23 protein-coding genes are annotated in these 25,126 nt (G+C 61.5%); 13 read left to right on the forward strand and 10 right to left on the reverse strand.

Translation table 11 applies throughout. The features are described from left to right. The 11 genes from dnaA (at position 1) to XaFJ1_RS00055 (ending at position 12,375) form a co-directional block, all read left to right on the forward strand. On the forward strand, positions 1–1,338 hold the full coding sequence (gene dnaA, locus XaFJ1_RS00005) for a chromosomal replication initiator protein DnaA (protein WP_012914566.1): 1,338 nt from the start codon (positions 1–3) through the stop codon (positions 1,336–1,338). 262 nt (positions 1,339–1,600) lie between these two features. Continuing rightward, complete coding sequence (gene dnaN, locus XaFJ1_RS00010; protein WP_012914567.1) at positions 1,601–2,701, forward strand: DNA polymerase III subunit beta; 1,101 nt, start codon at positions 1,601–1,603, stop codon at positions 2,699–2,701. A gap of 273 nt (positions 2,702–2,974) precedes the next feature. After that, the gene (gene recF / locus XaFJ1_RS00015; RefSeq protein WP_012914568.1) at positions 2,975–4,075 is read left to right on the forward strand and encodes a DNA replication/repair protein RecF; all 1,101 of its coding nucleotides are present in this window, start codon (positions 2,975–2,977) and stop codon (positions 4,073–4,075) included. A 113-nt stretch (positions 4,076–4,188) separates the two neighbouring features. Continuing rightward, complete coding sequence (gyrB, locus tag XaFJ1_RS00020) at positions 4,189–6,651, forward strand: DNA topoisomerase (ATP-hydrolyzing) subunit B (protein WP_012914569.1); 2,463 nt, start codon at positions 4,189–4,191, stop codon at positions 6,649–6,651. Between the two features lie 84 nt (positions 6,652–6,735). After that, positions 6,736–7,578 carry a CPBP family intramembrane glutamic endopeptidase gene (locus XaFJ1_RS00025; RefSeq protein WP_012914570.1) on the forward strand — a complete coding sequence of 281 codons (843 nt, stop codon included), beginning with the start codon at positions 6,736–6,738 and terminating at the stop codon, positions 7,576–7,578. Positions 7,579–7,645: 67 nt separating this feature from the next. Next, positions 7,646–8,452 carry a M48 family metallopeptidase gene (locus XaFJ1_RS00030; RefSeq protein ID WP_012914571.1) on the forward strand — a complete coding sequence of 269 codons (807 nt, stop codon included), beginning with the start codon at positions 7,646–7,648 and terminating at the stop codon, positions 8,450–8,452. A gap of 158 nt (positions 8,453–8,610) precedes the next feature. Further along, entirely contained in the window at positions 8,611–9,804 is a 1,194-nt protein-coding gene (locus XaFJ1_RS00035; protein WP_012914572.1) for a heme biosynthesis protein HemY, read from the forward strand. A 150-nt stretch (positions 9,805–9,954) separates the two neighbouring features. After that, positions 9,955–10,629, forward strand: a complete 675-nt coding sequence (locus XaFJ1_RS00040) for an energy transducer TonB (RefSeq protein ID WP_012914573.1) — start codon at positions 9,955–9,957, stop codon at positions 10,627–10,629. Between the two features lie 99 nt (positions 10,630–10,728). Further along, the gene (gene exbB, locus XaFJ1_RS00045; protein ID WP_012914574.1) at positions 10,729–11,490 is read left to right on the forward strand and encodes a TonB-system energizer ExbB; all 762 of its coding nucleotides are present in this window, start codon (positions 10,729–10,731) and stop codon (positions 11,488–11,490) included. 42 nt (positions 11,491–11,532) lie between these two features. Beyond that, entirely contained in the window at positions 11,533–11,958 is a 426-nt protein-coding gene (locus XaFJ1_RS00050) for an ExbD/TolR family protein (protein WP_012914575.1), read from the forward strand. Positions 11,959–11,961: 3 nt separating this feature from the next. Further along, complete coding sequence (locus XaFJ1_RS00055) at positions 11,962–12,375, forward strand: ExbD/TolR family protein (RefSeq protein WP_012914576.1); 414 nt, start codon at positions 11,962–11,964, stop codon at positions 12,373–12,375. A 186-nt stretch (positions 12,376–12,561) separates the two neighbouring features. Here XaFJ1_RS00055 and XaFJ1_RS00060 read toward each other — a convergent pair whose 3' ends face one another. The 4 genes from XaFJ1_RS00060 to cls form a co-directional block, all read right to left on the reverse strand. Beyond that, positions 12,562–12,987 (reverse strand): response regulator, encoded by a 426-nt coding sequence (locus XaFJ1_RS00060; RefSeq protein WP_012914577.1) that lies wholly within the window; start codon positions 12,985–12,987, stop codon positions 12,562–12,564. Between the two features lie 152 nt (positions 12,988–13,139). Continuing rightward, positions 13,140–13,907 carry a pyridoxine 5'-phosphate synthase gene (locus XaFJ1_RS00065; RefSeq protein ID WP_012914578.1) on the reverse strand — a complete coding sequence of 256 codons (768 nt, stop codon included), beginning with the start codon at positions 13,905–13,907 and terminating at the stop codon, positions 13,140–13,142. Between the two features lie 13 nt (positions 13,908–13,920). Further along, positions 13,921–14,190 carry a hypothetical protein gene (locus tag XaFJ1_RS00070; RefSeq protein WP_045756635.1) on the reverse strand — a complete coding sequence of 90 codons (270 nt, stop codon included), beginning with the start codon at positions 14,188–14,190 and terminating at the stop codon, positions 13,921–13,923. Between the two features lie 124 nt (positions 14,191–14,314). After that, positions 14,315–15,784, reverse strand: coding sequence for a cardiolipin synthase (gene cls / locus XaFJ1_RS00075; protein ID WP_012914580.1), 1,470 nt, complete (start codon positions 15,782–15,784; stop codon positions 14,315–14,317). Between the two features lie 107 nt (positions 15,785–15,891). Here cls and XaFJ1_RS00080 point away from each other — a divergent pair, with 107 nt between their 5' ends. Continuing rightward, positions 15,892–16,977 (forward strand): PA0069 family radical SAM protein, encoded by a 1,086-nt coding sequence (locus XaFJ1_RS00080; RefSeq protein WP_012914581.1) that lies wholly within the window; start codon positions 15,892–15,894, stop codon positions 16,975–16,977. A gap of 131 nt (positions 16,978–17,108) precedes the next feature. Here the strand turns inward: XaFJ1_RS00080 and XaFJ1_RS00085 are convergent, their stop codons facing one another. The 4 genes from XaFJ1_RS00085 to XaFJ1_RS00100 all read right to left on the reverse strand — a co-directional run bounded on the left by XaFJ1_RS00085 (position 17,109) and on the right by XaFJ1_RS00100 (position 21,392). Then, entirely contained in the window at positions 17,109–17,816 is a 708-nt protein-coding gene (locus XaFJ1_RS00085; protein ID WP_012914582.1) for a 2OG-Fe(II) oxygenase, read from the reverse strand. Positions 17,817–17,971: 155 nt separating this feature from the next. Continuing rightward, the gene (locus XaFJ1_RS00090) at positions 17,972–19,174 is read right to left on the reverse strand and encodes an amino acid aminotransferase (RefSeq protein ID WP_012914583.1); all 1,203 of its coding nucleotides are present in this window, start codon (positions 19,172–19,174) and stop codon (positions 17,972–17,974) included. Positions 19,175–19,425: 251 nt separating this feature from the next. Next, complete coding sequence (gene lldD, locus XaFJ1_RS00095; protein ID WP_045757121.1) at positions 19,426–20,586, reverse strand: FMN-dependent L-lactate dehydrogenase LldD; 1,161 nt, start codon at positions 20,584–20,586, stop codon at positions 19,426–19,428. 224 nt (positions 20,587–20,810) lie between these two features. Further along, positions 20,811–21,392 (reverse strand): methyltransferase family protein, encoded by a 582-nt coding sequence (locus XaFJ1_RS00100; RefSeq protein WP_012914585.1) that lies wholly within the window; start codon positions 21,390–21,392, stop codon positions 20,811–20,813. 249 nt (positions 21,393–21,641) lie between these two features. Between XaFJ1_RS00100 and fabV the strand changes: the two genes are divergently transcribed. Continuing rightward, a complete protein-coding gene (gene fabV, locus XaFJ1_RS00105) occupies positions 21,642–22,847 on the forward strand; it encodes an enoyl-ACP reductase FabV (RefSeq protein WP_012914586.1) in 1,206 nt (401 codons plus the stop codon). 119 nt (positions 22,848–22,966) lie between these two features. On the opposite strand, the gene XaFJ1_RS00110 is transcribed toward fabV, so the two are convergent. Together XaFJ1_RS00110 and XaFJ1_RS00115 are read right to left on the reverse strand one after the other, a co-directional pair. Next, positions 22,967–23,989 (reverse strand): sugar kinase, encoded by a 1,023-nt coding sequence (locus XaFJ1_RS00110; RefSeq protein ID WP_045756637.1) that lies wholly within the window; start codon positions 23,987–23,989, stop codon positions 22,967–22,969. Positions 23,990–24,401: 412 nt separating this feature from the next. Next, positions 24,402–25,067 (reverse strand): hypothetical protein, encoded by a 666-nt coding sequence (locus XaFJ1_RS00115; protein WP_155393844.1) that lies wholly within the window; start codon positions 25,065–25,067, stop codon positions 24,402–24,404. Between the last annotated feature and the right edge of the window lie 59 nt (positions 25,068–25,126).

Below are 25,126 nucleotides of genomic sequence, written 5' to 3' on the forward strand. Positions count from 1 at the left end.
ATGGATGCTTGGCCCCGTTGCCTGGAACGTCTGGAAGCCGAATTTCCAGCCGAGGACGTTCACACTTGGTTGAAACCGCTGCAAGCCGAGCAGCGCCACGACAACAGCATGGTGCTCTATGCGCCGAATGCCTTCATCGTGGAACAGGTGCATGCGCGCTACCTGTCGCGAATCCGCGAATTGCTGAATTACTTTGCTGGCAGCGAAGATGTGCTGTTACAGGTCGGTTCGCGCCCACGCGCGCCGGAACCCATGGCCGCCGCGAGCGATAGCACGACCGCGCGCACGCCTAGCCCACAGTTGTTGGAACCTTTCGCTGGCAACCTCGATTCGCACTACACCTTCGCCAACTTCGTCGAGGGCCGCAGCAACCAACTCGGCCTGGCCGCAGCGGTGCAAGCCGCGCAGAAACCCGGCGATCGTGCGCACAACCCGCTGCTGCTTTACGGCAGCACAGGTCTAGGCAAGACCCACCTGATGTTCGCTGCCGGCAATGCAATGCGCGAACAGAATCCGAACGCACGGGTGATGTACCTACGCTCTGAGCAGTTCTTCAGTGCCATGATCCGCGCCCTGCAAGAGAAGACCATGGACCAGTTCAAGCGCCAGTTCCAGCAGGTGGACGCGCTGCTGATCGACGACATCCAGTTCTTCGCCGGCAAGGACCGCACCCAGGAAGAGTTCTTCCACACCTTCAATGCGCTGTTCGACGGCCGTCAGCAGATCATCCTGACCTGCGACCGCTATCCGCGCGAGGTCGAGGGCCTGGAGCCCCGACTGAAATCGCGCCTGGCCTGGGGCCTGTCGGTCGCGATCGACCCACCCGACTTCGAGACGCGCGCGGCGATCGTGCTGGCTAAGGCGCGCGAACGCGGCGCCGAGATCCCGGACGAGGTGGCGTTCCTGATCGCCAAGAAAATGCGCTCCAATGTGAGGGACCTAGAAGGTGCGCTCAACACGCTGGCTGCCCGTGCCAACTTCACCGGCCGTGCGATCACCACCGAATTCGCCCAGGAAACCTTGCGCGACCTGTTACGCGCGCAGCAGCAGGCGATCGGCATTCCCAACATCCAGAAGACCGTCGCCGACTACTATGGCCTGCAAATCAAGGATCTGCTATCGAAACGGCGCACGCGCTCATTAGCGCGCCCGCGGCAGATGGCGATGGCGCTGACCAAGGAATTGACCGAACACAGCTTGCCGGAAATCGGCGACGCCTTCGCCGGGCGCGACCACACCACCGTGCTGCATGCCTGCCGGCAGATCAAACACCTGATGGAGACCGATGGCAAGCTACGCGAGGACTGGGACAAGCTGATCCGCAAGCTCAGCGAGTAGCGGTACAGGCAGGTGATAAATCAGTGCATGACTTCGCGACAAATCCGGGAGAAACTGTGGATAAAGCACGACGCAGCGGCGACGGCAAAACGATCCACAGGTTTCCCCACCTGTTCCGGGGGAGTAATACATGGGATTGAAAGCGTAAAATATCCTTTATTTTCAATAGCTTGGCTTACATTTGCACCAAATTTCGCTCTACCATCACCACCACGCTTTTGATTTATTCCACATCTTTTAAAGCATAGGGGCACGGAACCAAATGCGTTTCACACTGCAGCGCGAAGCCTTCCTGAAGCCATTGGCGCAAGTCGTCAATGTGGTCGAACGTCGTCAGACCTTACCGGTGCTGGCCAATTTCCTGGTCCAGGTCCACGGCGGTCAGCTTTCGTTGACGGGTACCGACCTGGAAGTGGAAATGGTTTCGCGCATCGCGGTCGATGACGCCCAGGACGGTGAAACCACGATTCCCGCGCGCAAACTTTTCGAAATCGTCCGTGCTCTGCCAGACGGCAGCAAAGTGACTGTCTCCCTTTCGAACGATAAGATCACGGTGCAAACCGGACGCAGCCGCTTTACCTTGGCGACCCTCCCCGCCAATGATTTCCCGTCAGTGGATGAAGTCGAAACCACCGAGCGCGTCGTGGTGCAGGAAGCTGCACTGAAGGAGTTGATCGAGCGGACCGCGTTCGCGATGGCGCAACAGGATGTCCGTTATTACCTCAATGGCCTATTGTTCGATCTGCACGACAAGACATTGCGCTGCGTTGCCACCGACGGTCATCGGTTGGCGTTGTGCGAGACAGAACTGGAAAATGCTGGCGGCGCCAAGCGCCAGATCATCGTGCCGCGGAAAGGCGTGACGGAGTTGCAACGGCTGTTGGAAGGCGGTGATCGCGAAGTGGAGCTGGAAGTTGGCCGGAGTCATGTGCGGGTCAAGCGTAACGATGTCACCTTCACCTCGAAGTTGATCGATGGTCGTTTCCCCGATTACGAAACGGTGATCCCCATCGGGGCCGACCGCGAGGTCAAACTGGATCGGGAAATCCTGCGTGCAGCACTGCAACGCGCGGCAATCCTATCCAATGAGAAGTATCGCGGTGTGCGCGTGGAAGTGTCCCCAGGACAGTTGAAAATCAGCGCACATAACCCTGAGCAGGAGGAGGCACAGGAAGAAGTTGAAGCCGATACCAAAGTCAGCGATCTGGCGATTGGCTTCAATGTGAACTATTTGCTGGATGCCCTGTCCGCGTTGCGGGAGGAGTTCGTGGTGATCCAACTGCGCGATGCCAATTCCTCTGCATTGGTCCGTGAGGCCAGTAGTGCCCGATCACGCCACGTGGTCATGCCACTGCGTCTCTGACTTCCAGGGCCCTTTAGTGTTCCACGTGGAACAAGTACAAAGGAACGACCCGGCCTCCCGCCGGGTTTTCTTTTATCTCACTGTGAAACACCGTACCCCGCAATTTTCTGTCCGAGGCTGCTACGACGACACAAACGTCCTGTTGTGACCACACCGTATCCACGCGTAGGGAAACCGGCTCGATCAAACGTTTGCTGCATGTTTGGGTATGCTGGCAATCTGCCCTTCGACGATCCGAGTGCGCCTGGCGCAAGCGCTTGCCCCTGATTCCGCATGCACCTTTTCCGTCTCGATTTCCATCATCTGCGTCGTTTCCCATCGATTGAATTGACACCGGCGCCAGGCATGAATCTCATCACCGGCGACAACGGCGCCGGTAAGACCACGATTCTAGAAGCCATGCACCTGATGGCGTATGGCCGCAGCTTTCGTTGTCGCGTTCGCGATGGCTTGATCCGTCAGGGTCAGGCTGGGCTGGATGTATTCGTGGAATGGCATGAACAGGCCGCGGATACGGGGCAGACCCGCCGTCGGCGGGCTGGACTCCAGCACAGCGGGCAGGATTGGCGCGGTCGTCTGGATGGTCAGGACGTTCCTTATCTGGGTACCTTGTGCGCGGCTCTGGCGGTGGTCACCTTCGAACCAGGGAGCCATGTCCTGGTCAGCGGTGGTGGCGAAGCGCGTCGGCGTTTCGTCGACTGGGGTTTGTTCCACGTGGAACCAGATTTCCTGTCGCTCTGGCGGCGCTATGCCAGGGCACTCAAACAGCGCAATGCACTGTTGAAGAGTGGAGGTGCCGGTGCGGCGTTGGATGCCTGGGACCACGAACTGGCCGAGGCTGGCGAGCCGTTGACATCGCGTCGTCAGCATTATTTGGACCGACTCTTGCGACGACTGCTGATCCTCGCCCCGGAGTTGGCGCCAGCGCTGGGGATCGAACAGTTGCAATTTTCACCAGGGTGGCGGCGCCATGAGATTTCGCTGGCCGACGCGTTGTTGCTCAATCGCGACCGCGACCGTCAACTTGGTTACACCACCGTTGGCCCGCATCGTGCGGACTGGAGCCTGAGTTTTGCCGCGATCCCAGGCCGCGACGCCTTGTCGCGAGGACAGGCCAAGCTCACCGCGCTCGCCTGTCTATTAGCCCAGGCCGAAGATTATGCCGAGCAGCGCGGCGAATGGCCGGTGATCGCGCTGGATGATCTGGCCTCGGAACTCGATCAGCATCATCAAGCTCGGGTGTTGCAACGTCTGCGCGCCGGGCCGGCACAGGTCTTCCTGACCGCGACCGAGACGCCGCAGGCACTGAGCGATGCAGGTCTGCCAATCGCGCGGTTCCACGTGGAACATGGACAAATTCTGTCATCTTCCTAGCGCGCATCGGGTCGACCGTCTAGGACTGCTATAATTCCTCCTAATCCCCTATCCAGCGGTGCGAGCAGGCTCCCGCCTGTCCTCGCCGCCTCGTGGAGCCTACGGCGCGCGCAATGACCGACGAACAGAACACCCACGCAAACAACGGCAATTACGACGCGAATAGCATCACGGCCCTGGAAGGGTTGGAAGCGGTCCGCAAGCGTCCAGGGATGTACATCGGTGACGTCCATGACGGCACTGGCCTGCATCACATGGTGTTCGAGGTTGTCGATAACTCCATCGACGAGGCGCTGGCCGGTCATGCGGACCATGTCGCGGTTACGATCCATGCCGATGGTTCGGTGTCGGTATCGGATAACGGACGTGGCATTCCGGTCGGCAAGCATGCGCAGATGAGCAAGAAGCTCGATCGCGAGGTCTCGGCGGCCGAAGTCGTGATGACCGTCCTGCATGCAGGCGGTAAGTTCGACGACAACAGCTACAAGGTTTCTGGTGGCCTGCATGGCGTTGGTGTCAGTGTGGTCAACGCGCTGTCGGAAAAGCTGCTGCTGGATATTTTCCAGGGCGGCTTCCATTACCAGCAGGAATATAGCCACGGCGCCGCCTTGGCGCCGCTGAAGCAGCTGGAAACCAGCGCCAAGCGTGGTACCACGTTACGCTTCTGGCCGTCGGTGAAGGCGTTCAATAACAACGTCGAGTTCCACTACGACATCCTGGCCCGCCGCCTGCGTGAGCTGTCCTTCCTCAACTCCGGGGTCAAGATCGTCCTAGCCGACGAACGTGGGGAAGGCCGTCGCGACGATTTCCACTACGAAGGCGGCATCCGCAGCTTCGTCGAGCACTTGGCGCACCTGAAAACCCCACTGCATCCGAACGTGATTTCGGTGAGCGGCGAACATAACGGCATCACCGTGGAAGTGGCGCTGCAGTGGACCGACTCCTATCAGGAGACGATGTACTGTTTCACCAACAATATCCCGCAAAAAGACGGTGGCACCCACCTGGCAGGTTTCCGCGGTGCCCTGACCCGCGTGCTCAACAACTACATCGAGCAGAATGGCATTGCCAAGCAGGCCAAGATCAACCTGACCGGCGATGACATGCGCGAAGGCATGATTGCGGTGCTCTCGGTGAAGGTGCCGGACCCGAGTTTTTCCAGCCAGACCAAGGAAAAGCTGGTCAGTTCCGACGTGCGCCCGGCGGTGGAAAATGCGTTCGGTGCCCGTCTGGAAGAGTTCCTGCAGGAGAACCCCAACGAGGCCAAGGCCATCGCCGGCAAGATCGTCGATGCCGCGCGCGCACGCGAGGCCGCGCGCAAGGCGCGCGACCTGACCCGCCGCAAGGGCGCCTTGGATATCGCGGGCCTGCCGGGCAAGCTCGCCGACTGCCAGGAAAAAGATCCAGCACTATCTGAATTGTTCATTGTTGAGGGTGATTCAGCGGGCGGCTCGGCCAAGCAGGGTCGGAATCGCAGGAATCAGGCGGTACTGCCCTTGCGCGGCAAGATCCTCAACGTCGAGCGTGCCCGTTTCGATCGCATGCTGGCCTCCGACCAGGTCGGGACGCTGATCACCGCATTGGGTACCGGCATCGGTCGCGACGAGTACAACCCGGACAAACTGCGTTACCACCGCATCATCATCATGACCGACGCCGACGTCGACGGCGCCCACATCCGCACCTTGCTGCTGACCTTCTTCTACCGGCAGATGCCTGAGCTGATCGAACGCGGCTACGTCTACATCGGCTTGCCCCCGCTCTACCGGCTCAAGCAAGGTAAGCAGGAGCTTTACCTGAAGGACGACAACGCGCTCAACGTCTATCTGGCCAGCAGCGCGGTCGAGGGTGCGGCGTTGATCCCGGCGAGCGGCGAGCCGCCGATCACCGGCGCGGCACTGGAGAAGTTGTTGCTGCTGTTCGCCAGCGCCAATGAAACCGTGGTACGCAACGCCCATCGCTACGATCCTGCACTGCTGACCGCATTGATCGACTTGCCGCCACTGGACGTGGCCCAGCTCGAAGCGGAGGGCGAACGGCATCCAAGCCTGGATGCGCTGCAAATGGTTCTCAATCGTGGTAACCTCGGTTCGGCCCGCTACACCTTGCGCTTTCAGCCCGCCAACGAGCAGCGTTCGGCCACCTTGCTGTTGGTGCGTCGCCACATGGGCGAGGAAATGACCCAGGTGGTGCCGATGGCGGTGTTCGAAAGCGGCGAACTGCGGGCGTTGCGCGAGGTCGCGCTGGCGCTGCACGGTCTGGTCCGCGAGGGCGCGCAGATCGTGCGCGGCAACAAGACCCAAGCCATCTCCAGCTTTGCCCAGGCGCATGCCTGGCTGTTCGAAGAAGCCAAAAAAGGCCGTCAGATCCAGCGCTTCAAGGGTCTGGGCGAAATGAATGCCGAACAGCTGTGGGAAACCACGGTCAACCCCGACACCCGCCGCTTGTTGCAGGTGCGCATCGAGGACGCCGTGGCAGCCGATCAGATTTTCAGCACCTTGATGGGCGATGTGGTCGAGCCGCGTCGTGATTTCATCGAGGAAAACGCGCTAAAGGTCGCCAACCTCGACATTTGACCGCGGCTGTCCCCCGCTCCTGGCCTATGCCGGGACGGAGGGAGGTCTTGCCATGTCTTTCGCCCGCTTTTGTCCAGGATTGCGATGACTGCGTTGCCATCCCCCGCCGTGCCGCCGCTGCCTCTGCCTGTCAGACCTCGCCAACGTTGGCCGGTTCTGGGTTTTTTCCTGGATGTCATGCTGGGAGCGGTCGTGCTGGTGACGGTGAGCGTGTTGTCCGGCTTGGTTTGGGGCGTATGGCGTGGTTTTCAGCTTGCCATGGACCTCAGAGCCCAAGGCGTCGCCAGTGACCGACTGGGTGCGTTGGTCACGCACCGGATCGGCCAGCCAGGCGCACTGGCGCAAATGTTGATCGCCTTGGTCAGTACATTGTCCGCCGCGCTGTTGCTTTACTTCCTGCGGCGTCCGGCCAGCGTCGCCGAACGTCGCGCCTCCTGGCAGGCGGCACGCACATCTTCGACCTGGGGGTGGGTGGTACTGGTGGTTGTCGGAGTGTTCTTGGGTACCAGCGCGATCTCCGCGCTGGCCACCCAGACCGCCATCAAGGCTGTGCCGAGCAACCTATCGCTGATGCAGGGGGCAATGGCGCATGCGCCGGTTTTCCTGTGCGTGTTTGCGGTGCTGATCGCGCCGGCCTACGAGGAACTGTTGTTCCGTCGCGTGCTGTTCGGGCGTCTATGGGATGCGGGCAAGCCGCGATTGGGGATGCTGCTCAGCGGCGCTGCCTTTGCGTTGTCGCATGAAGTGCCGGGTACCAGCGGCAATGGATTGGCCGCGACTACGCAGTTATGGCTGGTATACGCGGGCATGGGCATTGCGTTCGCTTGGTTGTACAAGCGTACCGGCACCCTGTGGGCGTCGATCGCCGCGCATGGTCTCAACAACGCAATCGCTGTCGCCAGCCTGTACTGGTTTGGCATAACTTGAAGGTTAGTTTGACGAAAAGTTAAGACGCTTCCGACGAAACTGTGCAGCGTGTCAAGAGGGGAGCTGTATGAAACAAGTTGTACTCGGCGCGTCGATCGCGATGCTCCTCGCTGCATGCGCGACCACCACGTCGCCAACCGGGCGCACCCAAGTGGTGGGCGGTATCTCGCAGCAACAACTCGATCAGATGGGTGTGCAGGCTTTCGCTCAGGCCAAGGCCAAAGAGACCCTCGATGCCGATCCCAAACACAACGCTTACGTGCGTTGTGTGGTCAATACGCTGGTTGCGCAGTTGCCCGACCATTGGCGCAACACACCGTGGGAGACCGCGCTGTTCAATGACAAGGAGGCGAACGCGTTCGCCTTGCCAGGAGGCAAGGTCGGGGTGAACAACGGCATTTTCGCCGTCGCAAAAAATCAGGATCAGTTGGCAGCTGTGCTTGGCCATGAGATCGGTCATGTGATTTCGCGCCATCATGAGGAACGCATTACCCGCCAACTCGGCGCTCAGGCAGGCGTGAGCGTGATCGGTGCGCTGGCTGGCGCGCGTTATGGCCAAGGTGCTGCCGATACGGTCAATCAGTTCGGTGGCATGACCGCTCAGACCTTGTTCCTGCTCCCTGGTTCGCGCGAACAGGAAACCGAGGCGGACGTGGTCGGCCAACGGCTGATGGCGCAGGCTGGTTTCGATCCGGCGCAGGCGGTGGATTTGTGGAAAAACATGATGGCCGCTGGCAGCCAGCATCCACCACAATGGCTATCCACTCACCCCGACCCAAGCGCCCGTATCAGCGAATTACAGCGCGATGTCCCCGGGCTCGAGCCGGTGTACGCGCAAGCGCGCAGTAGTGGGCGGACGCCCCAATGCGGTTGAGGTCTGTTGTAGTCGCTGTGCTTGACATCCGCATCGGCACAAAAACGCATCTAAAAACGTTTTCACGACGTACAGCTTTCTGATAGGTTTGCCGGCCCGGCCGTGACTGGCCGCTTCGTCTTCCGTGCCGCTCAGGGCGGTTTCCACCGAGGTGACTCATGAAATCCCGTAATCGCAAGCAAGCGCTGTTGTCCCTGCTGATCGCTGCTGCCCTTGGTGGTGTGATGGTGAACGACGCCGTCGCGCAGAGCGATCATTCCGAACAGCGCTCTTCACACAGATCCAAAAACGACAAGGCGACGGTGATGTTCCCCAACGCCGAGCGCAAGGAGCCGGCTGGCAAGCCTTCTTCCAAGCTCGGCAGCAAGTTGCAGAAGCTGATCGACATCTACAACAAGGGCGAAGACTACGCCGCGGTGCGCACACAGGCCGACGAGATCCTGGCCAACAGCGCTGCCAATGACTACGACAAGTCGCTTGCCGCACAGCTTGCCGCACAAGCGGCCTATAACCTCAACGACACCAAGGCTGCCAAGCAATACCTGCAGCAGGCGATCCAATTCAATGGCCTGGACAACAACGGTCATTTTCAGTCGATGCTGATGCTGGCCCAGTTGCAACTGCAGGACGAACAAACAGCCGAAGGCCTGGCCACACTGGACAAATATTTTGCCGAGTCCAAGTCGAACCGTCCGGAAGACCTGATTCTCAAAGGCCAGGCGCTGTACCAGACGCAGCATTATCAGGAAGCGATCCCGGTATTGAAGCAGGCCATCGCCGCTTCGCCCGAACCCAAGGACAGCTGGAACCAGTTACTGATGGCCTGCTACGCCGAAGCGGGTCAGACCGGCGAAGCGATCAAGGCCGCCGAAGCGTTGGCGGCAAAATCACCCAACGACAAGAAGGCCCAGCTCAACCTGGCCAGCATGTACATGCAGGCCGATCAGATGGACAAAGCCGCTGCGGTCATGGATAAGCTGCGTGCGGCCGGACAGCTGACCGACGAGAAGGAATACAAACAGCTGTACTCGATCTACGCCAACACCGAGCACAAGGAAAAGGACGTCATCGCGGTCATCAACGAGGGCGTACAGAAGGGCATCCTCAAGCCCGACTATCAGACCTATCTCGCGCTGGCGCAGTCCTACTACTACACCGATCAGGTGCCGAAGGCGATCGAGAACTGGCAGAAGGCCGCGCCACTGTCCAAGGATGGCGAGACCTATCTCAACCTGGCCAAGGTGCTGCATTCGGAAGGCCGTATCGCCGAAGCCAAACAGGCAGCGCAGCAGGCGTTGGCCAAGGGCGTCAAGAAGCCCGAAGAAGCGAAGAAAATCATCAACCTGAAGTAACACAAACAAAAGCCCCCGAAGACCAGTGCTGAAAGATAGTGCAGGTAACAGGGATTGGTATAAGCTTGGAGGTTCGTGCGGTCTGAGTGCCGCATGAACAAAGATGACGCATCATTGCGAAATCCGCCCCCCTAATTGAGTCATTGGCGCATGACGGAACAACTGGTCATTCATCGGCATTACGACAAAGATGACGCCTCCGGCCTCAGCTGGCCGCGCATCATTGGTATTGCCTTCGTAATCGCCCTGCATCTTGCAGCGTTGATGTTGCTGCTCATCCCCGCCGTGGCGCCCAAGGCCCCTGCGGAAAAGGAGCGCAACATCGTTGTCACCATGGTGGATGTTCCCCCGCCGCCTCCCCCGCCGCCGCCGCCGCCGCCGAAGCAGGAGAAGCCGCCACCGCCGGTCAAGAACCTGGCACCGCCGAAGCCGACTCCGGTGCCGCCGCCGCCGCAAGCCCCTGTGGTGGACGTACCTGAGCCGCGCCCGGACGACATCGCCACGCCGCCGTCGCCGCCAGCGCCACCGGCTCCGCCGTCCGAAATCAGCGCCAGCGTCGACATCTCGTCGAAGAACATGAACCCGCCCAAGTACCCGCCGGCCGCATTCCGCGCAGGTGCCCAAGGCGAGGTGATCCTGATCATCGATGTCGATGCAAGCGGTAATGTCACGAACGTTTCTGTCGAAAAATCCAGCCGCAATCGTGACTTGGACCGTGCTGCAATGGACGCGGCGCGTAAGTGGCGGTTCAATGCCGCTGTCGTCAATGGACAGAAGAGCGCCGGTCGCGTCCGTGTCCCGGTCAACTTCGCCCTGAACAACTGATACAACGGTCTACGAACTGGCGCTTTGTCGGTTCGCAAACTCTGTCTACTCTTTGCACCATCCTCACCACCACCACCACACACAACAAAGGTAAGCGTCATGCTGCAGGAAATTTTCATCGCCGCTGCTGCGGGGGGCAACAATGCATCGAACGCCTTGTCGCAGATGGGCTTCGAGCACCTGATCACCGAAATGACTTCCAAGCCGGGTGACTTCGCCGTCTCCTGGGTGGTGCTTGTCACCCTGATCACCATGTCCGCTTCGTCCTGGTACTGGACGGTCATCAATATCTTCCGTGCCACCCGGCTGAAGAGTCAGGCCGACCGTGTTACCAGCCTGTTCTGGGACACGCCGAATGCACAGGACGCCATCCGTGCGATGGAAGAGCAACCGGCCAGCGAGCCGTTCTCGAAGATCGCACTGGATGCCGCCCAGGCCGCTGCGCACCACCAGCGTTCGGAAGGCACCGGTGCCGGTTTGGGTGAGACCCTGAGCCGTTCGGAATTCGTCGACCGCGCCCTGCGTCAGGCGGTGACCCGCGAAAGCACCAAGCTGCAGTCGGGCATGACCCTGCTGGCCACGGTCGGTGCGTGCGCGCCGTTCGTCGGTCTGTTGGGCACGGTGTGGGGTATTTACGGCGCGTTGATCAAGATCGGTGCCACCGGCTCTGCCTCGATCGATGCGGTTGCCGGTCCGGTGGGTGAAGCGTTGATCATGACCGCGATCGGTCTGTTCGTCGCCATCCCGGCCGTGTTCGCCTTCAACTTCTTCAGCAAGGTCAACAGCTCGGTGATCGCCAAGTTCGACACCTTCGCTCACGACCTGCACGACTTCTTCGCCACCGGTTCGCGCGTTCGCTGATCCCTGGTCAAGTCGTCCACGCAATGACTAACGGAGCGCGTTATGGCTTTCAGTAGTGGTAACAGCGGCGGCCCCATGGCCGACATCAACGTCACGCCCCTCGTGGACGTGATGCTGGTGCTGCTGATCATCTTCATCATCACGGCACCGCTGATGTCCCACAAGGTCAAGGTGGAACTGCCCAAAGCCAACTTGAACCAGGATCCGGACAAGGACGACAAACGTCCGAATCCGATCACGGTGTCGGTCAAGGAAGACGGCTCGCTGTATTGGAACGACGAACCGATCACCAAGGAAGCCTTGGAATCGCACTTCTCCACTGCAGCCCAGCAGACTCCGCAGCCGCCGCTCAACCTGCGTGGCGACCGCACCACCAAGATGCGCACGATCAACGAGATCACCAAGATCGCGCAGGGTCAGGGCATGCTGGATGTCGGTTTCATCGCGACCAAAGACAAGGGGAACTGAGCCATGGCATTCAGCTCGGGAAATAGCCGTGGCCCGATGGCCGACATCAACGTCACGCCGCTGGTCGACGTGATGCTGGTGCTGTTGATCATCTTCATCGTGACCGCGCCGATCATGACCTATCCGATCGACGTGGATCTGCCGCAGAAGGTCATCAACCCTCCCCCGCAGTTGCGCGATCCACCGCCGCCGATCGATTTGCGGATCGATGCGTCGAACCAGATCTTCTGGAACGACGGCCCAGTGGCGGTGAGTGCGCTTCCGCAGATGATGGAAAACGAAGTACAGCGCGATCCGACGAATCAGCCGGAATTGCGTATCGATGCCAATCCGGATTCCGAATACGAAGTGATGGCCAAGGTACTGGCCGCCGCGAAAAACTCGGGCATGAAAAAGATCGGCTTCGTGCAGCAATAAGTTTCATCGCAACGCCTCAGTCATGACGCGACTGTAAACGCCACCGGCAACGGTGGCGTTTTTCTTAAGTGTTGCGACGCTACATGCTTTTCGCCGCGCTTCAATGCAGAAAACGCGCAGCCAAGCCAAAGTGATGCGGTCCAGTGCACATGTTCCCGGGAACATGGCTGGATAGCGGCAGCTAGGTTAGGCCATAGAGATAGCGGGGGACGTGACCAAGGAGGCGTCGTCAGCGTGGTGGAAGCACAGCCGGATTGCATCCAAAAGTTGGCTCATATCGTATGGCTTGGGCAAGAAGTGGATGCCCTCGCGCAGCCGCGACAGCACCGCGTGCTCGTCCATGCCGGAGGTCACCAGAATCGGCAGCTGTGGCTGCCAGTCACGTACATGGTTGGCCGCGGCGATGCCATCCAGGCCCTCTAGGTGCACGTCGGTGAATAACAGGTCGAAACATCTGCCGGCATCGAGCAGCGCCAACGCCGCTTCTGCAGTCTCCACGGCGACGACGTCACACGCCTGACTCTCCAGCGTCAAGCGGCTGAGTTCCTTGATGTCTTCGGCATCCTCGATCATTAGGACGCGCGGTTCAACATGGCGCTTGGACAACAGCATAACGCGGTGACTCCGGACAACAGGCGGCAAAAAACGCATAAGTATCGTCAATCCGGAAGTGAAGTCCGCGTGTAGAGGGGGATGACGGTCCCGAGTACCAGCAGCTTGCCCGGCGCTCTGGAGTAGGCTGCGCGCCTAGCGGGAAGCCTGAGCTAGCGCCGGGAACGGCCGGCGAGAACAGCCAAATAAGCTTTCACCGTCGCGTCGAGCCCGGCGTATAGCGCTTCGCCGATCAGTGCGTGGCCGATCGATACCTCCAGCACCTGTGGCACCTGCGCCAGGAACATGTCCAGATTGGCTTGGCTGAGATCGTGGCCGGCGTTGACACCGAGCCCCAAGGTCTGCGCGCGACGTGCGGCGGCAGCGAACCTAGCCGCCATCGTGGCCGCCGCTCCATCGCCCCGCTCGAACGCGGCAGCATAAGGACCCGTGTACAGCTCGATCCGGTCGGCTCCCAATTCGGCTGCGATGGCCAGATCGGGATTGTCGGCATCCACGAACAAGCTGACCCTGCAACCCAGTGCCTTCAGTTCGGCGATCAGCGGCCGTAGCCGGTCACTGTCACGGCCGAAATCGAAGCCGTGGTCCGAAGTGAGTTGGCTGTCGCCATCCGGTACCAGGGTTGCCTGCGTTGGCCGCGCCTGTGCGCATAATGCGATCAGGCCCGGGTAACCGGGGCGCAGCGGTGCGAAGGGATTGCCTTCGATGTTGAATTCGACGCCGTGTGCCTGGGTCAACTCCGCCAGTGCCAGCGCATCCTCGGCATGGATGTGGCGCCGATCTGGGCGCGGATGCACGGTAATGCCATGCGCGCCGGCATCCAAACAGGCACGGGCGGCGTCCAACACGCTGGGCAGCTCGCCCCCGCGGGAATTACGCAACACCGCGATTTTGTTCACGTTGACGCTGAGCTTGGTCATCCCGATCGATGAATCAGGGTGTACTGGTATCGTTGCTGGCGGCCGCCGCCGCCGCGCGGCGCGCTTCGGCTTGCTCGCGTAGACGGCGCAATTCGACTGGATCGATCATGGGTATCGCATCGCGCTGGTTGGCATCCCCGATCTTGGTCACGTACCAGCCTCGTGCCCAGGCGAGCATGAGGCCGAGCGCCGCGAGCAGGCTCAGGACCAGCAACCAGATGTGCGGCGTCGAAAACGCCAAAACGAAAGCACCTAATGCAAGCGGCAGAAAGAGCCAATACATGACAACCTCCCCAAGGATAGCGGCAGTGTAGCGCCGCAAGGTGGTTCGGTTCCACGTCCCATGCCGGGGAGTTGCGCCGCGGTTGCAGGATGTGGACACCTGCTCGGTATCCTGCTGGTTCGCTCTATAACAGCGGGGAGGTCAGTCGTGCGATGGCTTCGGGCAGCCGGTGGCGCCACAGCGAGCGTTTGCGGTCTTCGCGCACGCGTACGGCCACCGCGATCTCGCCGCCGATCAGTTCGGCCAACTGCTCGGTGAGCGAACGATCGCGCAAGAGCATGGCCACCTCGAAATTGAGCCGGAAACTGCGGTTGTCGAAATTGGCGCTGCCGACAAGGCATAGATCCTCGTCGGCAATCAGTGCCTTGGTGTGCAGCATGCGCGGGCCGTACTCGTAGACTTTCACCCCGGCCAGCAACAACTCGTCGAAATACGAGCGCGCAGCCAGCGTGACCAATCGCGAATCGCTGCGCTTGGGCACCAGCAAGCGCACGTCCAATCCACCCAGTGCGGCCGAGGTCAATGCCATGCGTGCGGCCTCGCCAGGGACGAAGTACGGCGTCACCAACCACACCCGCCGTTGTGCCTCGTGGATCGCCGCGACTTGCAGGCGGTGAATGCTTTCCCACGATGAATCCGGCCCGGAGACCAGCAACTGGGCCTGGATCGTGCCAGCGTCGCGGCTGGGCATGTCGTTGGGCCAGATCCGCGCCATGTTGAAAGCATCCCGGCTTTGCTCGGTGGCGTACAGCCAGTCTTCCATAAACACCAGTTGCAGGCTGCGCACGACATGCCCTTCGCAGCGCAGGTGCAAGTCGCGGTAGGCGTCGGCACGCAGCGCCTCGTTCTCCTCGTCGGTGATGTTGATGCCGCCAGTGAAGGCGATGCGACCATCGATCACCACGATCTTGCGGTGAGTGCGCAGGTTGACCCAGGGCCGCTTGAACTTGAACGGATCCAACAACCGGTTGGGATGGAACCAGGCCACTTCGCCACCAGCGTCCAGGAGCGGCCGCAGAAAGCGCTTGCCCACTTGCGATGAGCCGACCGCATCCAATAGCAGGCGCACGCGCACGCCAGCATGCGCGCGCTCAATCAGTGCGTCGCGGATGCGCGTACCGGTGCGGTCGGGGTTGAAGATGAAGTACTCCAGATGCACATGGTGTTGCGCGGCGCCGATGTCGCGCACGATCGTGTCATAAGTTGCCACGCCGTCCACCAGCCACTGCACTGCGGTTGCCGAGCTCGGCGCCAGACCGGTCGTGGCCTGGGCCATGTTGGCCAGTTCGGTGCAGTGAATATCTGCCGGGTACACGCGATGCTCGTACTCTATGCCCGAGCGTGCGCGACCGCGGCGCAGGCGCTGCCGCTTCACTTTCTGTGGTCCGAGCAGGTAATAGATGACGAAGCCCAGATAGGGCAACGCCGCCAGCGATAGCACCCAGCTCAACGTCGCCGCAGGCTCGCGTTTTTGCAGCACGATCCAGCCGCTCAGCCACAGGATGTAAAGCAGATAGGCTGCCGTGCTGTAGGCGCCGATGTGCGGGATGCCGGTCAGGCGGCCCCAAGCGTTGTGTAATGTCGTGACGAGCATCGGGGGATTCTACGGCCCGGCGTGTGATGCGGTGACAGGGCTGAAAGATCCGGCACGGCGCGCAGACTGTCGCAATGCTCGAGACGGCGAACACATAGGCTGTGTCGATGAACACTCCCATCAAGGGCCGTGGTGCAGGCAGCCGCCTGCCCGGCCGCTTCGAACGTACCGTCAGCCAAGCCGAGGACGACGGCTGGCCGCTCGACGATAGCGTGGAATTTGCCGCGCCACGGCTGCGCACTCGGGTGAGCGAAGAGACCGCGCGCAGCATCATCAGCCGGAATCAATCGCCGGATGTCGGCTTCGCGCAGTCGGTCAATCCCTATCGCGGTTGCGAGCACGGTTGCAGTTATTGTTTCGCCCGTCCCAGTCACGCCTACCTGAACTTGTCCCCTGGGCTGGATTTCGAGACTCGCCTGTTCGCCAAGACCAATGCGCCTGAACTGCTACGCCGCGAACTGGGCAAGCCCGGTTATGTCCCCAGCCCGATCGCTTTGGGCATCAACACCGACGCCTATCAGCCGATCGAGCGCAGGTTGCGGCTCACCCGGCGGCTGATCGAAGTGCTGTGGGAGGCCCGACATCCGTTTTCGTTGATCACCAAGAATGCGTTGGTCGAACGCGATCTGGATTTGTTGGTGCCGTTGGCGCGCGAGAATCTGGTCAGCGTGTACTTCTCGGTGACGTCATTGGATCGGCGGCTGTCGGCGCGGCTGGAGCCGCGGGCATCGGCGCCACACGCCAGATTGTGCGCGATGCGGACCTTGCATGAGGCCGGTGTGCCGGTCGGTGTGATGGTCGCGCCGGTGATCCCGTGGATCAACGACCACGCCTTGGAAGCGGTGCTGGAGGCGGCGCGCGATGCCGGTGCCGAGTCCGCTGGTTATGTGCTGCTGCGTCTGCCGCATGAAGTGTCGCCATTGTTCCGCGACTGGTTGCAGCTGCACTACCCAGACCGCGCTGCGCACGTGATGAGCAGCGTACAGCAGTTGCATGGCGGCAAGGATTACGACAGCGTGTTCGGTAAGCGCATGTGTGGCGAAGGGATTTACGCCGAGTTACTTGCGCGGCGCTTTGCGCTGGCGCACAAACGCCTGGGCTACGCTGTCGCGCCGTGGCCAAAGCTGGATTGCAGCCGTTTCGTCAAGCCCAGCCTGCCGTGTGCGCCATCGCCGCAGGGCGAATTGTTCTGAAGCAATTTTCTCCTGGAAGATGGTGTTCACACGGTCGATCTGGCGGCAAACAGCGGAGCCTGACGCTCGCATGACGGTGAACATGCTGGTTCCCAGACAAGGCATCATGCGTCTTGATGAACCTGCCAGGCTTATTCCTGACGGTACAGCGTCTGTGCCGATTGGAACAGGATCCAGCTGGTGGCGACGAACTGATCGCCGCCGCGCGGACGGTTGCCGCGATGGGTGTGGGTGAATGCGGTCGGGGCGATCAGCAGACTCCCGGCGCGCGGCGCGATCTTGCGTCGCTGGAACAGGAACTCGGTTTCCCCATCCTGGAAATCGTCGTTGAGATACAGAGTCCACAACAAATGCCGGTGCAACGTTTCGGCATTGGGATCGCGCGGTGATAGCTCGCAGTGCCAGTACGGATATCCCCCCACGCCTGCCGCGTACCACTGTAAGGTGATCGTCCCTGGGCGTAGACAGGTGCGTGCCAGATTGGACAAAGCAGTGTCGTCCAGCAGCGCGAAATCTTCGGCCTTGAGCCAGTGCGCTTGGCCATCGGCACCGGGTACCTGCAGTATCAGCGGCGAGATCAGTGTCTGCGGATACTTGCGCAAATAACCGAGCAGCCCGGCCAACACGACCTGTTGTAGCCGCTGTTCCACCTCGCGCCACGGTTCCAGGCCACTGATGCGTAGGTCCTGGCTATGTTTGAGTTCCGGGAATACGCTGCCGTCGATCTCGCCGGGCCGCAACGGTGTGCTGGCGCGCAGACGGCGCAGGATCGTGGCGCAGTCCTCGCGGGACATGGCGCCATCGAATACTTCGATGAAATCGGCAGACAGATCGGACATGACGCGACCTTAGCAGCGATTCCGCACAACCGCAGCGAGAGCCAAGCCGATTCGCACAGCGCGTGTGCTGCTCTTCCGGCCCGCACGCGAAATAAAAACCCCCGGCATCGTCACGATACCGGGGGGCATTCAATGCTTGCGCGTCGCGTGGTGGTTCAGCCATTGGCGACGGTTGCAACCGCGTTCGTCACATAGTCCAGGTTGCTCTGACTCAGTGCAGCCACGCAGATACGGCCGGTGCCGACGGCGTAGATGCCGAACTCCTCGCGCAGCCGGTCCACTTGCGTCTTGCTCAGCCCGGAGTAGGAAAACATGCCGGCCTGTTGTTGGATGAAACCGAATTCCGGCGCACCCAGAGCCGCCAGTTTCTGCACCATGCCGGCGCGCAGGGCGTGAATGCGCTCGCGCATCTCGGTCAGTTCCTGCTCCCACATCGCGCGCAATTCGGGGCTGTTGAGTACCCCGGCGACCAAGGCCGCGCCATGCGTGGACGGGCTGGAATAGATCGTGCGGATGATGCGCTTGACCTGCGACTGCACCGCCTTGCTTTGCGCGGCAGTGGCCGACACCACCGACAGCGCGCCGACGCGCTCGCCATACAGCGAGAACGATTTGGAGTACGAGCTGGCGACCACATAGGTGTCGATGCCGGCTTCGGCCAGCAGGCGCACCGCATAGGCGTCTTCCTCGATCCCCTTGTCGAAGCCTTGATAGGCGATATCCACAAACGGGAACAGGCCACGCTCCTTCAACAGCGCGGCCACACTGCGCCACTGCGCATGGTTCAGGTCGGCGCCGGTCGGGTTGTGGCAGCAGGCGTGCAACAGCACGACGCTGCCGGGCGCGAGTTTTTGCAGGTCGGCGAGCATGCCATCGAAATCCAGGCCGTGCGTGGCCGGATCGAAATAGGTGTAATCGACGACGTCGAAACCAGCGGCGGTGAACACCGCACGGTGGTTCTCCCAACTCGGGTGACTGATGGCGATGGTCGAGGTGGATAGCAGCTTTTTCAGCAGGTCCGCGCCCACGCGCAGCGCGCCGCTGCCGCCGACGGTCTGCGAGGTGGCGACGCGGCCAGCGGCCAGCAGCGGCGACTCGGCGCCGAACAGAAGTTTTTGCGTCGCCAGGTCGTAGGCGGGCAATCCGTCGATCGGCAGATAGCCGCGCGGCTTGGCCTCCTGCGCCAATTGCTGTTCGATCTGGCGCACGGCGCGCAGCAGTGGGATGCGACCGCTTTCGTCGTAATAGATGCCCACGCCCAGATTGACCTTGGTCGGGCGGGAGTCGGCGTTGTAAGCCTCGGTCAGGCCCAGGATCGGGTCGCCTGGAACCTGTTCCACGTTTGCAAAGAAGGACACGGCGTTACTCGTTCGGTGGCGAAGTGATGATGGTGCCGGGAGGAACCGGAGCCGGCGCGGTCAAACACCCCATCCTAACAAACGCAGACGTGGTATGGCTTGGCTCGACGCGGCGGCGTGCGCCTCACGACATCGCGCGGTCATGGCGCATCCGGCTCCATCGCGCCGCCGTGTTCGGCAGGAGTGCGAGCGTCGGTGTCATGTCGCCTTGTTTGCCGATCGTGTGCTTTCAGGCAAAGCGTGTTGCTGCGTTACCCCGCACCCGTCGTCGCGTCGGCGACCTGCGCGAGAGAATCGCGGGTGATCGCGTCGATGGATTTGGCGCCGGTCAGGGTCATCGCCACCCGCATCTCCTTCTCGATCAGCGACAGCAGATTCTCCACCCCTGCCTGGCCGCCGGCGGCCAGCGCATACACGAAGGCGCGACCGAGCAGGACCGCATCGGCGCCGAGCGCGAGCATGCGCACGACGTCCAATCCGCTACGGATGCCGGAATCGGCCAGGATCTTCAACTTGCCTTTGACGGCATCGGCAATGGCCGGCAATGCACGTGTGCTGGACAGCACGCCGTCGAGCTGACGCCCGCCGTGGTTGGACACGATGATGCCGTCGGCGCCAAAGCGCACGGCGTCGCGGGCATCGTCCGGGTCGAGGATACCTTTGATGACCATCGGCCCGGTCCAGAATTCGCGGATCCATTCCAGATCCTTCCACGAAATCGACGGATCGAAATTAGCGCCCAGCCAGCCGATGTAATCGGCCAATCCGGTCGGGTGACCGCGATAGGCGGAGATATTGCCCAGATCGTGTGGTTTCCCCCACACGCCCACGTCCCACGCCCAACGCGGATGCGCAACCGCTTGCAGCATGCGCCGCAGTGCGGCGTTCGGACCGCTCATGCCCGAATGTGCGTCGCGATAGCGCGCGCCGGGAGTGGGCATGTCCACGGTGAACACCAAGGTGGTGACGCCGACAGCCTTCGCCCGCTCCAGCGCGTTGCGCATGAAGCCGCGGTCCTTGAGCACATAGAGCTGGAACCACATCGGCCGGTCGATGGCCGGCGCGACTTCCTCGATCGGGCAGACCGACACCGTGGACAAGGTGAACGGCACGCCTTTGGCTGCCGCCGCGCGCGCCGCCTGGACTTCCCCACGGCGCGCGTACATCCCGGTCAGGCCGACCGGCGCCAACGCCACCGGCAGTGCCAGACGCTCGCCGAACAGTTCGGTGTGCAGGTCCAGCGCAGACATGTCGCGCAGCACCCGCTGACGCAGCGCGATGTCGGCCAAGTCGGCGACATTGCGCCGCAGGGTGTGCTCGGCATAGGCGCCACCATCGATGTAATGAAACAGGAACGGCGGCAGCCGGCGCTGCGCGGCAGCACGGTAATCGGTGGCGGCGGAGATGATCATGGGCAGGGTGTCGGCTGGCGGAAGGGAGGCGTGAGGCGCGCGCATCGGGCGTCGTCTCCGTCGCATGTCACCACGCAATGGTCGCACCAGAACCACATCGGTGCGAGCGAATGTCGCCGATTAAACCGCTGGCGTTGTGCGCGGTGACAGATGCTGATTTCGTTCTACCCAAAGCACGATGTCGTTCGGTTGCCCCACGAGTATTCCAATGCGGTCCTGCTGCCTCACCAGACCCACGGCAACAGCCGCCAGCGATGCGCGGCATACGCCGGATAGTCCAGGGGAAACGCCTCGGTCAGCATGGTTTCCTCGATACGGATGCGGTGCACGAACACCCAAGTCACCGGCAGCACGATGGCCAGCAGCGACAGCACATTGCCCATTCCGACCGCCAACCCGTAGAAGGCCAACAGGGCGCCGGTATACGAGGGATGGCGCAGATAACGGTACGGCCCATGGCCGACCAGGCGTTGGCCGTGCTGAATGGTGAGATCCACGGTGAACCAGCGCGCCAGCACCCGGATCGCCCACAGCCGCAGCGCCAGACCGCCGATCAACAGCGCGCAGCCCAGCCAGCGTGCAGGCGCACGGAGCGCCGGTGCATCGCGCCACACATTCAACATCGACAACAGCACCGCCACCGTGACTGCGGCGTACAGCACGCGCCACAGGAGCCGTAGCGTGCCCTGATCGTGGGTGCCGCCGTCGGCGGCGCGGCGGCGATGGCCGAGCAGCAGTTCGCAGCCGCACCAGCACAGTCCCAGTATCAGGAACAAAAGATCGGGAGGTTGTAGCGTTGTGAGCATGACCGTGTTCTGGTGGAAAGTGCGGAGATGACGCCATGGTGATCGCGCCGTTGGCCAATCGCTTCCGACCTGGTGCGGTGCGCCTGGATCGTCTGCCATCCAGTGAGCATGACGCAAGTATGCTGGCGCCGCACCCGCGCTAGGCGCGCGATCGCAAACCATACGATGCCGTGTGCTGGCGCCGGGACTTCTGCGCGCCAGCCACACACATTAAGATGCTCCGCGCATTTTGCCGACGAGGAATTCACCGTGATCATCCATCCGAAAGTCCGTGGTTTCATCTGTATCACTGCGCATCCGCTCGGCTGCGAGCGCAATGTGCTCGAACAGATCGAAGCCACGCGCGCGCGCGGCGTGCGTCACGATGGCCCGAAGAACGTGCTGGTGATCGGTGCTTCCACCGGCTATGGCCTGGCCTCGCGCATCACCGCCGCGTTCGGCTTCGGCGCGGCCACGCTGGGTGTGTTCTTCGAAAAGCCCAGCAGCGACAAGAAGCTCGGCAGCGCCGGCTGGTACAACAGCGCCGCATTCGATAAACATGCCAAGGCCGCCGGTTTGTACAGCAAGTCGATCAACGGCGATGCGTTCTCCGACGCAACGCGCGCGCAGGTCATCGAACGGATCAAGACCGAGATGGGCGGGCAGATCGATCTGGTGGTCTATTCGCTCGCCTCCCCGGCGCGCAAGCTGCCCGGCACCGACGAAGTGAAGCGTTCGGCGCTCAAGCCGATCGGCAAGACTTACACCGCCACCGCGATCGATACCAACAGGGACGCCATCATCGAGGCGTCGGTCGAACCGGCGACCGAGCAGGAGATCGAAGACACCGTCACCGTGATGGGCGGCCAGGATTGGGAACTGTGGATCCAGGCGCTGGACGCCGCCGGCGTGCTTGCCCCAGGCGCACGCACCGTGGCGTTCAGCTACATCGGCACCGAGATCACCTGGCCGATCTACTGGCATGGCACCTTGGGCAAGGCCAAGGTCGATTTGGACCAGACCGCGCAGCGTTTGCATGCACCCTTGCAGCGTCACGGTGGCACGGCGAACGTGGCGGTGCTCAAATCGGTGGTCACCCAGGCCAGCGCGGCGATCCCGGTGATGCCGCTGTACATCTCCATTGTCTACAAGATCATGAAGGAGAAAGGCCTGCACGAAGGCACCATCGCTCAGGCCGACCGCCTGTTCCGCGAGCGCCTATATCGTCAGGACGGCGAACCGGCGGCGACCGACACCGAGCATCGCCTGCGTCTGGACGACTGGGAACTGCGCGACGACGTGCAGAATGCCTGCAAGGCGCTGTGGCCGCAGGTCACCACCGAGAATCTGTCCCAGCTCACCGACTACGCCGGCTACAAGCACGAGTTCCTCAAACTGTTCGGCTTCGACCGCAAGGACATCGATTACGATGCCGAGGTCGATCCGAACGTGACCTTCGATTGCATCGAGCTCTAGCGCATCCGTCGCGATCGCAGCCATGGCGGGCCCGCGTCGGCCTGCCTCGCAAGCGACATGGCGCCCGCGCCATGTCCAGCGTTGCGTCACCGTGTGCAGGTGGCGCAACGGTCATTTCCTCACCGCTTCACATCGAAGCGCGTCGCACCCACGCTGGCCTGTACCTCGGCCTCGCTCAGCGTCAGCATATCGCCCGGCACCGAATGCTTGAGGCAACCGGCGGCCAGGCCGAAACGGACCGTCGCGGTATCGTCCCAGCTGCGGCACAGGCCGTGCAGCACGCCAGCGGCGAACGCGTCGCCGCCGCCGATGCGGTCGACGATACCGGTCAACTCTTCGGCGGGGGCTTGCGCCACGCTGCCATCGCGTCGCAGCAACATCGCGCCCAGGCTGTGCCACTCCGCGCTGTGCGCCACGCGCTGCGTACAGGCCATGAGCTGTAGCTGCGAGAACGCGGCGAACGCATCGCGTGCACCGGCTTCCACGCGTGCCTGGGCGCTGTCCTGTGGATAGCGGTGACCGAGTACCACTTCCAGATCGCGGTAGTCGGCGAAGAGCACATCGGCTTGGGCCATCAGCGGACGCAGAATGCTTGGCGCGTCGCCGTCCCATGCCTCCCACAACGAGGGCCGATAATTGCCGTCGAACGACACCCGCATTCCAGCAGCACGTGCGGCCTGTGCTGCCGCCAACGCCGCGGCGGCGCCGCGTTCGCCAAGCGCCGGCGTCACCCCGGACAGGTGCAGCCACTGCGCACCCTGTAGCAACGCCGGCCAGTCGTAGGTCTCCGGCGCGACTGTGGCGAAGGTCGAGCCGGCGCGGTCGTAGGTGATCGCGCTGGGCAGGTGTCCGGCACCGGTGCTGAGGAAATACAGGCCCATGCGCCCGGGAGCGAAACGGATGCGGCCGGTGTCCACGCCGTGGCGGCGCAACTCGCCGACGGCGGCGGCGCCGAGTGGATTGTCCGGCAACACGCTCACCATCGTCACCGCATGGCCGAAATGCGCCAGCGCCACGCCGACATTGGCTTCGGCCCCACCCACTTTTACCTCCAGCCGCGGCGTTTGCAGCAGGCGTTCGTGCCCAGGCGCGGCCAAGCGCAGCAACAATTCGCCGAAGCAGACGATGTGGGAGATGGCCATGGTGGTGGAATCCTGAACAGTCGAGGGAATGCCAAGCATGCCGGGGAATCTCCATGACGGCCAGAGAACGTGATGGCATGGCAACGCGAAAACCGCGCGATCGATGCGGTGCCGTCGTTGAAAATGTCTACGCAAGACCTATTGGCAGGTTTATATAGGCCGCAATCGTGCCAAACGTGGCGGGGTGTGACCAGCAGCCTTCAACCCGATCAACTACCTTAAGGGTACGTTAGGAAACTTGATCTCGTTACGATCACTGCAACCGCTCAAAGTTTATAAATTTTATAAAGCGCTCTAATCGACTCGGGGAGACGATCCGCGATGGTACCGTTGTCGCATGCATCGTACATGCGACGGCAACATCGGCAACGCGGCGGCCATGGAAAATGGTCCGCCGCGTAGAAATCAACCATTATTCATTGGTTTGGAAGGTAATGTTGGTCGCGTTGACATCGATTTCTAAACGTCTAACATCTTGAGGGTTACTTGGATGACCCATTTTGAATATGTTAAACATCCCGGCCATCGCAGTACCATCAAGGCAGTTAGGCGTTGACATTGCGATCACGCTGTACCAGGTTTCGCTGTTGACGTCCGGACCGTTTGCGTAGCCACCTTGGTATTTCGGCATTACTATACCCGAACATACAGTGCTCCCATCCGTACCGTTTTTTAGCAGGATGGCCTTGGCGTTGTAGTTAGAGTTTTTTACGAAGATGGCCACATCTTTGTATCCCGCGTGTGCCGATGTGGTGGCGCCGATTGCCAGCGCGAACATGGCACATAGAGTGGTTTTGCGGAAGCGACGCAATTTCAGATCAGTAATGGCCATGATGATTTTTCTGCGATGAAGTGTTGGGATGGGAAAATCCATATTGGTTAAAGAATCGTCATCCTGTCTACGGGGAAAGCGCAATTTCGAGAAAAAATTTGCGATTTTGCGCACGGAAAAGGATTTTGTCTCGGCGAATCCAGTACAACTGAAATATTTAAAAAGATAGGATGGTGAATCCTGAATGCTCGTGCCTTGTGTCGCTGTGCCGGGCGACTTCCGGTCACTGAGCTGGCGTCGGTGCATGTGCATGATGCCGCACGCGAAACGTAGCGCGAGGAGGCATGTCGGTCATGGCGATCGTT

The organism is Xanthomonas albilineans (assembly GCF_009931595.1).
GTDB lineage: Bacteria > Pseudomonadota > Gammaproteobacteria > Xanthomonadales > Xanthomonadaceae > Xanthomonas_A > Xanthomonas_A albilineans.